Origin of the sequence: Foliimonas ilicis, assembly GCF_039939195.1 — a bacterium.
Lineage (GTDB): Bacteria > Pseudomonadota > Alphaproteobacteria > Rhizobiales > Rhizobiaceae > Foliimonas > Foliimonas ilicis.
In genome coordinates this window covers 41,619-54,145 of record NZ_JBDUUH010000010.1, presented here as the reverse complement: position 1 = coordinate 54,145, position 12,527 = coordinate 41,619, and the positions used below count along the sequence as shown (strand labels likewise).

The window sequence follows — 12,527 nt, the reverse complement described above, 5'->3', positions numbered from 1 at the left end:
GAAGCTGCGGAGTAAGGCGTGCTAGAGTTCATCGCCCCGTTTTTTAGGGATTTGTACGAGACGACGGGGCTCAACTTCGTTGTGTTTTATGACGAATACGAGTTTGGGCGGTTCCTGTCGGGAATCGCCTACTCGTTGCAGTTGATCGTTTGGTCTCTGATCATTTCACTGGTCGTAGGTGTCGCGGGCGCATGGGCGCAAAGTGCTCAATCTCGAGCAATTCGCGGGTTTGTGGATGTCTACATCCAGATATTCCGCAATACGCCGCCTATGGTGCAAATGTTGTTTTTCTACTTTGCGCTGGGTGCTTACACACCGCAGATCGATGCCGGAGGCTACTACGAGCCGATGATCTCGGCTTTTGGCTGGGCCTTGATTTCCTTGGGAATTTTCGGCGGAGCGTTCAACGTCGAGATTTTCAGGGCGGGGTTGGAAGCGGTTCCTTCTTCGACCAAAGAGGCGGCTGAAAGCCTCGGATTCTCCAAGTGGCAGACCTACGCGTATGTAACGCTGCCGCTGGCGTTTCGCATAAGCCTTCCCGCACTGACCAACAATCTTGTCAGCCTCGCGAAGACAACTTCGCTGGCCTACGTCATCTCCGTCCCTGAAATGACCTACACGCTCAATCAGGTCTGGTCGGACAATGTGAATGTCTCGGAAATGATGCTTCTGCTTTTCCTGTTTTACATCGTGGTCGTGACAGTTCTGGCAACAGGCCTTCACTGGCTGGAAAAGCGTCTGGCGCTTCCGGGGTACGGACAATGACGCAGCGTGCTTTTCAGATAGACGTTGCGCGCCTTCGCGATCAAGGGCTGGGCCGGTTGCGCCTCTGGCACGGAATTGCCCTTGTGGTCATGCTGTGCCTTACGGTTGCGGCGGCTCAGGCGCAAACCTCCGGCGAAGACCGGCAGACAGCTTTGCAAACGCTGATAGTCTGGCTGCCATTCATATTGAAGGGTTTCCTGCTCAATCTGGGTATGAGCTTCATCGCGATGGCGCTCGCCACGGTTCTGGGTGTCGGTCTGGGGCTCATGCAGATAAGCCAGTTGAGGGCCGTCAGCATGCCCGCGCGGTACGTCACCCATCTGTTCCGTAATTCCCCATGGCTGGTCATTCTGTTCATGGTGATGTTTCTGGTGCCGTTTCAGTTCCGAATTCCCGGACTTGGTCTGGTTTCGATACCCGATTGGTGGAAAGCCACCTTCGCTTTTGCCCTTCCGGTCATGGCCAATATCAGTGAAATTCTCCGAGGCGCTGTCGGCTCGATACCGAAAGGCCAATGGGATTCTGCAGAAAGCCTCGCTTTCACGCGGGCGCAGACTCTGAGATGGATCATCCTTCCGCAATGCGTGAAGCGCATGATCCCATCATGGATGAACTGGTATGCCTTGCTCGCGCTCGCCACGCCCATGGCCTCCATTCTTGGTGTTCAAGAGGCTGTGGGTAACGCGCAGGCGGCAATGGAAGCGGCGGGTTCGAGACCGGAGTTCCTGATCCCGTTCTACCTTTTCCTGATGTGTCTCTTCTTCGCCTACATTTACCCAATCGCGCTTTGGACCAGGAAACTGGAGATGAAATATGCAGTCGCAAACTGAAAAAATTGAGCGAGAAATTCGATTCTCCGAGCCCATCGTCTCAGTTGCCGGCGTGCACAAATCCTTCGGTTCTCTTGAGGTGCTGAAGGGCGTCAGCTTTGACGTTCGCAAAGGTGAGGTGATCTGCATTATCGGGCCATCCGGCTCCGGCAAGTCCACGCTCATTCGATGCATCAACGGCCTGAACACAATTCAGAAGGGTTCGATCAAGGTGGAGGGGCAGGAGGTCAACGATCCAAATCTCGACAAGCTCGCCTTGCGTCGAAAGGTCGGTATCGTTTTCCAGCAATACAACCTCTTTCCCCACAAGACCGCACTGCAGAACGTCATGATGGCGCCCGTACTCGTGTTGAGGGAGCCCAAGGCGGAGGTCGAAGCGCGTGCCCGCGCTCTGATCGCCAAGGTGCGCCTTGGCGGCAAGGAAAATGCCTATCCCGGAGAGCTTTCCGGTGGCCAGCAGCAGCGTGTCGCCATCGCGCGCAGCCTGGCCATGCGTCCCGAGGTAATGCTCTTCGACGAGGTGACGGCAGCACTGGATCCGGAGACGGTGAAAGACGTTCTGCTTACCATCAAGGATCTCGCGGCCGAAGGAATGACCTGCATTCTTGTCACTCATGAAATGGGTTTTGCTCGCGAGGTTGCCGACCATGTTTACTTCACCGATCAAGGCGTAATCGTCGAGCATGGTCCGCCGGACAAGCTCTTCACCAAGGCCGAAGACCCCAGAACCCGGCAGTTTCTAAGCCAGGTTCTGTAGCAGAAAACAACATTGCCGAAGTCAGACGCTCGGGCAGCGCAGCCCGCGCGAACGACGCTGCTCGGCTTTTTTACAGGAGCTAACGATGCTTGAATCCAATCCGACAAATGGCATTAAAAACAAAGATCCTTTGTTGCAGCCGCTGACCATCAAGAAACTGAAGCTTAGAAACCGGGTAATGAGTACCAGTCACGCCTGCGGCCTTGAGGTTGGCGGCATGCCGGAGGAGGCCTATCAGCGCTATCACGAGGAAAAGGCCCAAGGCGGTTTGGCCCTCTCGATGTTTGGCGGATCGTCCAACGTGGACCGCGACTCTCCGAACATATTCCGACAGCTCAATGTCGGTACTGACGCCATTATCCCGCATTTCCAGCGTTTTTCGGAAAGAATGCATGCGCAAGGTGCTGCTCTCATGTGTCAAATCTCGCACCTTGGGCGTCGTGGCGATCCTTACGCTGGCGATTGGGTTTCAACGGTTGCTCCATCGCCGCTGAGGGAAACGCTGCATCGCAGTATCCCAAAGGAAATGGACGAATACGACATAAAGCGCATCGTCGATGCGTATGGCCAAGCCGCACGACGCTGCAAGGAAGGTGGGCTGGATGGCATTGAGACGCTGGCCGCCGGCCATTTGATCGGACAATTTCTGTCGCCCAAAACCAACCGGCGCACCGATCGTTTTGGTGGTTCCCTGGAAAACCGCTGCCGTTTCGCCTTGCTTGTGCATGAGGCGATCCGAAAGGCAGTCGACGATGATGATTTCATTGTCGGCATGCGGTTCGTGGTGGACGAAGGCCCCGATGGTGGTTTGCGCTTTGACGATTGCGTGAAGGCAGCGCTCATCCTCAAGAAGGCCGGAGCGGTCGATTTCTTCAACGCAATTTACGGGACGATGGATACGACGCGCGCGCTTGTCGAAGAAAATATGCCCGGCATGGGTTCGCCGCTTGCGCCATGGGTGGAGCCTGTCGGAACTTTCCGAAACGAAATCGGGCTTCCGGTATTTCACGCCGCACGTATCGCGGACGTCGCATCTGCCAGATATGCAATTTCAGAAGGCAAGGTAGATATGGCCGGGATGACGCGAGCCCAGATCGCCGATCCTCACCTTGTCGAAAAGCTTGCCGGCGGCCGCGAAACGGAAATACGCCCATGCGTTGGTGCAACGCATTGTCAGTCTCCTTACCGGCCGTCTTGTCTCCATAATCCGGCCACCGGACGCGAGAAAACGCTTAGCCACGTGATAAAGAAAACATCCGGCCCGTCCAAAAAAGTTATCGTTATAGGCGGGGGACCCGCAGGCCTCGAAGCTGCCCGGGTGAGCGCGGAGCGTGGTCATAAAGTATCGCTTTACGAGGCGGCCGATCAACTCGGAGGGCAAATACGCATCGGTGCAACCGGTTCCTGGAGGCGCGACCTTTCAGGCATTGTCGAATGGCGGGTAAGCGAACTCGAACGGCTGGGAGTGTCGATTCATACCAATAGCTACATGGATGGCTCGGACCTCGGGGCGCTCGAACCTGACGTTGTGATTATGGCGACCGGCGGCCTTCCACAGTTGGATCTGGAGACGGGCGGTGAACTTTGTGTCAGCACGTGGGATGTTTTGACCGGCCAAACGCCGGTACTTGGCGATGTTCTGGTTTATGACGGCACTGGAAGGCATCCGGGGCCGCTGGCTGCGGAACGGGCACGCGATGCTGGTGCGGAAGTCACCTATGTCACGATCGATGCCACGATCTCGGAAGAGCTTACCTATGCGGAGCGCTTGCGCTGGAAAAAACGCTTTCTTGAAATAGGCGTCAAGCCGATTGCCGAAACGCGACTTGTTTCCGTGAGCCGGAAGGACAACCGTCTGGAGGCGACATTGTTGAACGAGATCGCCCAGACAAGCACGACAATCACCGTCGATCAGGTGATAGTGGAGCAGGGCAGCATTCCCATGGACGATCTCTATTTCGAGATTCGGGAGAAATCATCCAATGCCGGTGTGACAAATCTCGATGCGCTGATCGATGTGAAGCCGCAACCCAAGCTTTCCGCCGATGGGTTCGAGCTTCATCGGGTGGGAGATGCCGTCTCAAGCAGGAACATCCACGCCGCGATCCTCGACTCGCTGCGCATTTGTAGTGCGCTTTAGGCCAGTCCGCTGGCGGCCAGTTCTTCCTTGATTATCGAAGCAGTTTCAGGCCGCCGCTGCAGGCAACGCGACGTCGGCCCCGCCACGACGATCGAGAGCTTGCGATGGTCAAGGGTGAGAGGCAGCGCGACGCCCGCCAGATCGGGAATGAACTCGGAATTGCTCTGGTGGTATCCGAGCTGGATGGCCTCTTCCAGCTCGGCCTCCACCGCGTCAATGCTCATCGGCGTTGTGCTGGAATAGTCGGTGAAAGCAATTCGGCGATAGATAGCCTCCCGTTCGCGCCGGCTGTAGTGAGACAGGATTGCGCGGCCAGCCGAACTTGCATGAATGGGAACACGCGTACCAATCTGCGCGAAATACCGGATCGGTTGCTCCGATTCACAGACATGGACGAAAATGACATGCGTTCCGGTTGCCTGGCCCACCGCAGTTGTCTCGCCCGTCCGCGCCTGAATGGACGCGACGGCCTCAATCAAAGCGACAGGCAAGGGGTCGGCATCCGCCACCGCGCGTACGGTGCTCATCCATCGCGGGCTGGGGTAGTAACCGCCGCGTCCGCGCGGCTCGTAAAGATAGCCCTTCTCGGCAAGCGTACCCACGAGATTGAACGTGCTGGAGCGCGGCCAGTTCAGCATGTCGGAGATTTCCGCCATCGTGGCGGGTTGCCGGTGACGGGCAAAGAACTCGAGAAGTTCAACGACGTTTGCGGCCTGTTTTACAAGCATTCGGACCACGCAAGGCGACAATTACCGCACGCCACATATAGGCGCATTGGGAAATCCATAGGAAGCGGATTGCCTCGTTTCGGCGATCCATTTTGCGCGTCTGTCGGCGGATGGGGATTCAGGGAACACCTCCTCGGATTATCCTCTGCGTACAGCAAAATTTCCGCTCACGCCATGCAGTCCTTGAGTGAAGCGGCCAAGTCAAACCCGTAAATTGCGAGCCATTTATTCATGTACAAGAATATTAAATTCATGTAATGGAATTTTATGGCATCCGGCAAGCGCTACTTGTGTACCCCGGATGTCGGAGGAGCTTGGGAGGGTTTTGATATGGGAATGAAAAGGTGTCTCCAGGCCTTTGGCTTGGCAATTGTCGTTACAGGTTACGGTGCTGCCGCTGTGGCCGAGGAAATCAACGTGAAGCTTGGCGTTCTGGCCGACATGTCGGGGATTTTTTCCGACATCGGCGGCGCGGGCGCTGCAAACGCTACCAGAATGGCTGCCGAAGACTTCATGAAGCGGCCCGGTTCGGAGAATTTCAAGGTTGAGGTCGTTGCAGCGGACGCGCAGAACAAGCCTGACGTCTCCAATGCAATCGCGCGCCAATGGCTGAACGCGGATGGGGTGCACGCGCTTGTCGATATGCCCACAAGCGCGATTTCGCTGTCGCTCGCGCCACTCGCCAAAGAGGCCAACAAGGTCGCGCTGCTTACCGCTTCCGGTACTTCCGACCTGACGGGATCAGCTTGCAGTCCCAATTCGGTTCACTGGACATACGACACTTGGGCATTGGCGCACGGAACGGCAGACGCGCTCACGCGTGAAGGTGAAAAATCCTGGTTCTTCATCACCGTTGATTTCGCGCTCGGCCATTCGCTCCAGCGCGACGCTACTGCGGTAATCGAGGCCAATGGAGGCGAGGTGCGGGGTGCGGTCCGTCATCCGACCGACACCAAGGATTTCTCATCCTATCTGCTACAGGCACAGGCAACCCAGGCGCAAGTCATCGCGCTTGCAAATGCCGGTGGCGATACGATCAACGCGATCAAGCAGGCATCGGAGTTCGGCATCGTTCAGGCCGGGCAGAAGCTTGCCGGGATGCTGCTCTTCATTTCCGACATTCATTCGCTGGGTCTGGAAACCGCACAGGGACTGTTGCTTACGACCGCTTTCTACTGGGATCTCAACGACGAGACGCGTGCCTTTTCAGAGCGCTATGCCGAGCGCAACGAGGGCAGGATGCCGACGATGAACCAAGCAGGTGCCTACTCGGCCACGCTCGCCTACCTCGAAGCCGTCAAGCAGGTCGGTTCGCCGGAAGATGGTGCTGCGGTCGTCAAGGCCATGCGCGAAAGAGGCCAGTTTGATGATCCGCTGTTTGGACAGACCTGGCTGCGTGAAGACGGCCGGGTCGTTCATGACATGCATCTGGTTGAAGTCAAATCGCCGGAGGAATCCAAGAAGCCTTGGGATTATTACACCGTCCGCTCGACAATTCCGGCCGAGAGGGCTTTCCGGCCAATCGAAGAGGGTGGTTGCCCGCTCGTTCAGTAACGCCTGGATGGCCTGCGCAAGGGCCATCCATTTCCCTGGGCGATTGCGGCCTATCTCGATCCGCGCACCAGAATAATGAGTGCACACGGGCGCTTCCCTGACGCCTACGTCAATTGAAATCAAAGGTAAGGAGCGCCGAAATGCGGCTGAAGGATAAACTTGTGATCGTAACTGCGGCGGCTTCCGGCATGGGCCGGGCTGGCGTCGAGCTTTTTATAAAGGAAGGTGCTCGCGTCGCAGCGGTGGACGTCGATCCCGATCGTCTGGCCGCACTTGCCGCCGACATGAAACAGGATGGCCACTCAATCGTGACGATCCAGGCCGATCTCTCCAAGCCTGAGGAGGCTCGCAGTTCCATTCACCAGGCGGTGGATGCGCTGGGTGGCGTCGATATTTTGTGGGCGCATGCAGGCATTCCGGGGCCGGGCGGTGTCGAAGACCTCGATCTGGGAGCCTACGATCAGGCAATTTCGCTCAACATCACGTCGGCCACGCTTGCTGCGGGCGAGGTGATCGGCCACATGCGCAAACGCGGCGGCGGCTCGATCGTCTTCACTTCCTCTGTTTCCGGCCTCGTCGGTTCGATGTTCAGCCCCGTCTATTCGGCGGCGAAATTCGCCGTGGTTGGATTGACCAAGTCGCTCGCTCAGCGCTTCGCGGCGGACAATGTGCGCGTCAACGTCGTATGCCCCGGTCTGGCGGACACGCCCATGAAGATCGGCTTCACCGGCCGCTCGGGCGATCCGAAGGAGGCGGAGGACAATCAGGCGCGCATGCTTAGTGCCGTTCCGATGGGCCGCCTGTGCAAGGCCGAGGAAGTGGCCCATGCGGTGCTGTGGCTCGCCTCCGACGATGCATCCTTCGTCACCGGCGTTGCGCTACCGGTGGATGGCGGTTTCACCGCGCGCTGACAGGAGCGAATGATGAGCGGACCTCTCGACGGCATCAAGGTGATCGATCTTTCGACCGTCATTGCGGGGCCTTACGCCACGCAGATGCTGGGCGATATGGGGGCCGACATTGTGAAGGTCGAGCCGCCGTCGGGCGACATCATGCGTGCGCCCGGTCCTGCGCGGTCGGCAGGAATGGGCGCAGCTTTCCTGAATTGCAACCGCAACAAGGAAAGCATCACGCTCGATCTGAAACAGGCCGTCGACCGGGAACGTTTGCTGGCGCTGATCGATGACGCTGATGTTTTCGTTCACAACATGCGCATGGACGCAGCGCGGCGTGCCGGGCTGGATCCGGCGGCGCTGCTGGCGCGCAATCCGCGTCTAATTTACTGCGCGATCGTCGGCTTCGGACAGGATGGGCCTTATAGCGACCGCCCCGCTTACGACGATATTATCCAGGCGGCATCGGGATGGGCCGGGCTGTCGGCGCAGTTCGGCGGCGAGCCGGTCTATGCTCCGACCATTGCGGCGGACAAGACGACCGGTCTGTTCGCCGTTTCTGCTATCAATGCAGCACTTTTCCATCGCGCGTCCTCGGGAGCAGGGCAGGCCATCGAAGTGCCGATGTTCGAGGTGATGGCTTCCTTCCTGATGGTCGAGCATCTGGCTGGACGCAGCTTCGTGCCGCCTGTGGGACCGACCGGTTATTCGCGCATTCTTTCACGTCACCGTCGTCCCTATAAAACGGCCGATGGCTACATTGCCGTGATGCCTTACACCGCATCGCACTGGCGCGCATTTTTCCGCGCAGCCGATCGTGAAGACTGGGCCAGTGAGGAAGCGCTGGCTTCGGACGGCGCGCGTGCCGAAATGGTCGGCACGCTCTACGAGCGTCTTGCCTCATGCCTGCCAAGCCGCAGTACAGCCGAATGGTTGGCCATGCTCGAGCCGTTGCAGGTGCCGTGTTCAGCGGTCAATACCATCGATGACCTCCTCGAAGACCCGCACCTCAAGGCCGTAGGCTTCTTCGAAAAGGTCGAGCATCCAAGTGAAGGCGAGATGCTCAACGTCCGGCCGCCGGTGCGGTTCTCTGCTACCCCTGCCGCTACGCGAAAGCTGGCCCCAACGAAAAGCAACTGACCACACTCTTGGTTCAGCCGGGCTGATTGAAACAAGCGCGCACCAGTAAACCTTGGGTTACATTATGGTCAAAGAGGTGTAGTCCCAGTGCTGGATGGTGTTTGCGGACCGCAATTATCGCTGCCTGATCTTTGTTTGGAGGACCAGTCCTTATGCGCAAGCTCGGCTTGATCTGCCTGTTGTTGGCCTCGTCATCTTTGTGTGCGGCGCAAGAAATCGACAGCACAAGTGAGGCCGCGCAATACGAGAAATACATGGCGCAGCGAACGCCAATCAGCGCCCTCGACATGAGCACCCCGCAAAACAGTGCGATGACATTTATCAACGCCAACATCAGGTCCGATTATTTCACCGCATACTTTCTGCTTTCACCGGATGCGAAGGAAGGCTTCCTGAAAACGGCACAAGATGACCAGACACGGCTATTTCCGGGGGCCGGCTCCGGCGCGATTCCGGGTTCGAAGTTCGCAGAAGTATCCAGCGACCATGCGGATTTGCTCGCTGACATACGCAACGACGCTGTGCTGGTATTCGATGATTTGATGTTGAGCGCCGAACAGAACCGAATGCTGCCATTCACGTTTGGCCCCGGCGCTGCGGTGACAGCCATTGATCATACAAATGGCAAGGCGCGCCTTGAAATCGCTACCGGCTCCGACCCGCACATGATCCTTATGGAAATGGTTCAGTTGTCGAACGGCCAGTGGCGCATCGATCGCATTGGCTGGAATGACTCCAGTCAAACGGCGCGACCATGGGGAATGGATTAGCGAACAGGAGCGAGTTTAGCCTCGCCAATCAGAACGCGTATCTAGTCATTCTTTTTCGTCCAGTAGATATTGCCGCTGACGATTATGTCTTCCGGGTCTTTCGAGTCAGCATCAGCCAGAACGGCAAAGAAATGTCGTTCTTCTCCATTGGGATGTGAGAGGACCAGAGCATAATCCTCGAAACGATAACTCGATGTCGCGCTGTCATCGCGATCGTTGGTCACTATCATATAGCTGGTGGCAAAGTTTCCCGCGACGAAACCGCCGCGTGAGTGCGTGACTTTGCCACTAGGCTGAAAGACGTAGGAGCGGTCCCTTCTAACGCCGCCAGAGCCGACATTCAAAAAATAATAAGACCTGTCGAGCCGCGTTCCCGTGGCAATCGGCTTGATTTCTTGAGCCGCGGAAAGATCGATCTCCGAACCGTCCCTGGTGAGCGTAATGGTACCAGTCCAGCTTTTCGACCATGTCATCCAACGCTCCGGTTCGCGGGACTTCGAAAGCGCCACATTCAAATCCGTGAAAGGAAAACTCCACTGGTGCTGGTAGGCGCTGCCATCGTTCAGAAGCACGTAGAAGTACTCTTCACGGTGAGTGTATCCGTTGCCGAAGCCATCCATTCGGTTCTCGAAATCGGCCACATAGAGCACACGATCCACATCCTTCTTCGCGATACCTGCATTCGGCCCGGCATAAGCCTCATCGAATTCCAAAGGTCGAAGAACAAGACCGGATGCATCGTCAAAAACGGGCATCGTTTCGCCGATCTCCGACAAGGAAAAAATAGCGCAGTTCACGAGAACAATTGAAGGGTCGTGTGCATCGAGGACGGTACGTGGCGTACCTAGAACGACCATGTCTTGTCCGATCGAGGCGTTCATGCGCGCTTCGTGGCTGGGATCTTTGAAACTGCGGCATCGAAATGAAAATCTGGACTGCTTGTCGCCGCGCCATTCGCGTATCTCGTCGGCTTTAAATACCCGACCGAAGCCAGCAATTCCGGCGTATCGTGCGAGGTAGGCCTCAAGATGCTGCTCACGCGCGTTGCGGAGATGGCGGTCACTTTGCGCGCCTTCCCGAGAGCCGACTTTTGACATCTCAGCTTCCGCCAATACTGAAAACTGCGCCAATCCGGTGATTTCGACATTATCTGTTTTTGTGGTGACGGCTTGATCGCTGATGCGGATGCCTAGATTGCGCGTGAAGCGGCTCAGATCGCGGATCAGGTTTCGAATCTCATATTTCTTATCCGCCAGGAAGCCAGCCAGATTTGCGCAGTCGGAATCATCTTCGTTTAGCGAAGCATCAATTTGCTCCCGCGCCCTTTCGTTGTTTGCCGCCATTTCAGCTTCCGAAATGGCGCTACGACGGACGAGCTCGGCCATCAGCGCATCGTATTTCGCGACATCATGCCGATGGAGCCAGCTCGAAAGAGCGTCTTTGCGCGCACTCGCACCTTCGGGATCGCGCGTGTCGCACAGATTTGTGAGTACGCGCGCTGTGAGAACGCGGCTTGCTGTTTGGCTCAGGGCTGAATTGAACTCCGCTTCGGTAGCGGCAAGCGCCGGGCCGGAAGCAAATAAGATCAGAGAAAGAAAAATTGCCCTCATCAGCTATTCCCTGGAGATCGTTGTTAGCCGCTGGTTTTCTGGAATTCCGGGTCGGGAAATACCTTGTATCGCACTCCAAGGTTCTGAATAATCGGAATTCTTATGTCAAATATTCAATGCACGTTTAGATGGATGGGATGAAATCATTGAAACTGGCGAGGTCCACAGCGCTTTTCGACAGTGACCGCTGAATGAAGCTTGGTCGCAGCATGCGGGTCATGTTGAATGCGTCATTCGTCGCGCTGTCTTTGGGCCTTGTTGGCTGCGCGGACCGCGATGCCTCGATCAAAGCGGCAACGCAACTTTCCGAAGCGCTCTATCCCGGTGAACTCGAACTTTACGGGACCAGTCTTCAGAAAGACCATTACATTGTGACGTTTGCAGTTCGCAATGACCCGGTCACGCGCATCGATCTCAATGTCGATCCGAAACCGGCGGATTGTCGCCTTGGAACAAAGTGCGAGGATCGATTTCGCAAGGCATATGCCGTGGGTATGGAAAACGGCAAAGTACTGAAAGCTTTGTCTCGATCATTTCGCTCATGCGGGGTGCCATTGCTGGCGGTTGCCGATCTTGGACAAGGAGCGGCTTACTTTCACCCGCAGATCGAACTGAACCTCACCAACGAAAACCAGCAAGAGGAATTGGATCGACTTAGCCCCTGCCTGAAAGCTTTCCGTCAGGAATCAAAGACCACGTCGTTCAATCTCCTGGAGAATTTCCGGCTGCATATTTTCCCCACGGTCGGCGCAAAGCCGACATCCGCGCCCGATCCGCTGACCCGTGAACATTCCGTGGCGCGAAAACGCTATGATGGAGTTACCTATTTCGCAAATCGGGTCGTCAACAGCGATGTTGTTAAGGCCGACGATTTGCGCCTTTATCCGAATTACGCCGGCAATAGCGGCCTGGATAAGAAATTGGCTGAAATCGCGGCGGACTTCCTCAAAACTCAGCCCGGCGGCGGGCATGTTCCGACTATTGCATTCGGTCGCGATACAAAGCTCGACAGCCAGCGCATCGATCTCATCCGCACCTACATCCTTGCCTGCAGCGAATCCACACCTGGCCAGCGTCGGTGCAAAACGGACCTCGCAGTTCGAATAACCTACGATCTGGCTGCCAACAAAGCGACCGAAGTATCGCTAGTTACGGACATTCAAGACGCACGCGGCAACCTCAAACTCCCGGAATTGCCGGGCCGATAAAGGCGCGTCTCGGCAGGATAGCCGTCGAGATAGTCGTCAAACCTCTTATCCAGACGATTGGCGTCTGGCGCGCCTCCGCAAAGTTGCCGAGCGTATGGCGCTCCACTTTGACCCGTCACCTTCGAGCGGCAC

11 protein-coding genes are annotated in these 12,527 nt (G+C 56.8%); 9 read left to right on the top strand and 2 right to left on the bottom strand.

Annotation, left to right across the window (positions count from 1 at the left end; all coding sequences use genetic code 11):
* Positions 1 to 18: 18 nt before the first annotated feature.
* The 4 genes from ABFT80_RS19845 (at position 19) to ABFT80_RS19830 (ending at position 4,492) form a co-directional block, all read left to right on the top strand.
* A complete protein-coding gene (locus ABFT80_RS19845; RefSeq protein WP_347973679.1) occupies positions 19 to 765 on the top strand; it encodes an amino acid ABC transporter permease in 747 nt (248 codons plus the stop codon).
* Entirely contained in the window at positions 762 to 1,595 is an 834-nt protein-coding gene (locus ABFT80_RS19840) for an amino acid ABC transporter permease (protein WP_347973678.1), read from the top strand. Before ABFT80_RS19845 ends, ABFT80_RS19840 begins: the two co-directional genes overlap by 4 nt.
* Positions 1,579 to 2,352, top strand: a complete 774-nt coding sequence (locus ABFT80_RS19835; protein WP_347973677.1) for an amino acid ABC transporter ATP-binding protein — start codon at positions 1,579 to 1,581, stop codon at positions 2,350 to 2,352. The genes ABFT80_RS19840 and ABFT80_RS19835 overlap by 17 nt, the downstream gene beginning before the upstream one ends.
* Before the next feature lie 85 nt (positions 2,353 to 2,437).
* Positions 2,438 to 4,492 carry an oxidoreductase gene (locus ABFT80_RS19830; RefSeq protein WP_347973676.1) on the top strand — a complete coding sequence of 685 codons (2,055 nt, stop codon included), beginning with the start codon at positions 2,438 to 2,440 and terminating at the stop codon, positions 4,490 to 4,492.
* Here the strand turns inward: ABFT80_RS19830 and ABFT80_RS19825 are convergent.
* Positions 4,489 to 5,220 carry an IclR family transcriptional regulator gene (locus ABFT80_RS19825; RefSeq protein WP_347973675.1) on the bottom strand — a complete coding sequence of 244 codons (732 nt, stop codon included), beginning with the start codon at positions 5,218 to 5,220 and terminating at the stop codon, positions 4,489 to 4,491. The genes ABFT80_RS19830 and ABFT80_RS19825 overlap by 4 nt on opposite strands.
* A 330-nt stretch (positions 5,221 to 5,550) precedes the next feature.
* Here ABFT80_RS19825 and ABFT80_RS19820 point away from each other — a divergent pair, with 330 nt between their 5' ends.
* The 4 genes from ABFT80_RS19820 (at position 5,551) to ABFT80_RS19805 (ending at position 9,577) form a co-directional block, all read left to right on the top strand.
* On the top strand, positions 5,551 to 6,774 hold the full coding sequence (locus ABFT80_RS19820) for an ABC transporter substrate-binding protein (protein ID WP_455189972.1): 1,224 nt from the start codon (positions 5,551 to 5,553) through the stop codon (positions 6,772 to 6,774).
* Positions 6,775 to 6,914: 140 nt separating this feature from the next.
* Positions 6,915 to 7,685: an SDR family NAD(P)-dependent oxidoreductase gene (locus tag ABFT80_RS19815; protein ID WP_347973673.1), complete on the top strand. Its 771-nt coding sequence runs from the start codon at positions 6,915 to 6,917 to the stop codon at positions 7,683 to 7,685.
* Between the two features lie 9 nt (positions 7,686 to 7,694).
* On the top strand, positions 7,695 to 8,807 hold the full coding sequence (locus ABFT80_RS19810) for a CaiB/BaiF CoA transferase family protein (protein WP_347973672.1): 1,113 nt from the start codon (positions 7,695 to 7,697) through the stop codon (positions 8,805 to 8,807).
* A gap of 152 nt (positions 8,808 to 8,959) precedes the next feature.
* The gene (locus tag ABFT80_RS19805) at positions 8,960 to 9,577 is read left to right on the top strand and encodes a hypothetical protein (RefSeq protein ID WP_347973671.1); all 618 of its coding nucleotides are present in this window, start codon (positions 8,960 to 8,962) and stop codon (positions 9,575 to 9,577) included.
* A 41-nt stretch (positions 9,578 to 9,618) separates the two neighbouring features.
* Here ABFT80_RS19805 and ABFT80_RS19800 read toward each other — a convergent pair whose 3' ends face one another.
* Positions 9,619 to 11,187 (bottom strand): hypothetical protein, encoded by a 1,569-nt coding sequence (locus tag ABFT80_RS19800; protein ID WP_347973670.1) that lies wholly within the window; start codon positions 11,185 to 11,187, stop codon positions 9,619 to 9,621.
* Between the two features lie 218 nt (positions 11,188 to 11,405).
* Here ABFT80_RS19800 and ABFT80_RS19795 point away from each other — a divergent pair, with 218 nt between their 5' ends.
* Positions 11,406 to 12,395 carry a hypothetical protein gene (locus ABFT80_RS19795; protein ID WP_347973669.1) on the top strand — a complete coding sequence of 330 codons (990 nt, stop codon included), beginning with the start codon at positions 11,406 to 11,408 and terminating at the stop codon, positions 12,393 to 12,395.
* Positions 12,396 to 12,527: the final 132 nt, after the last annotated feature.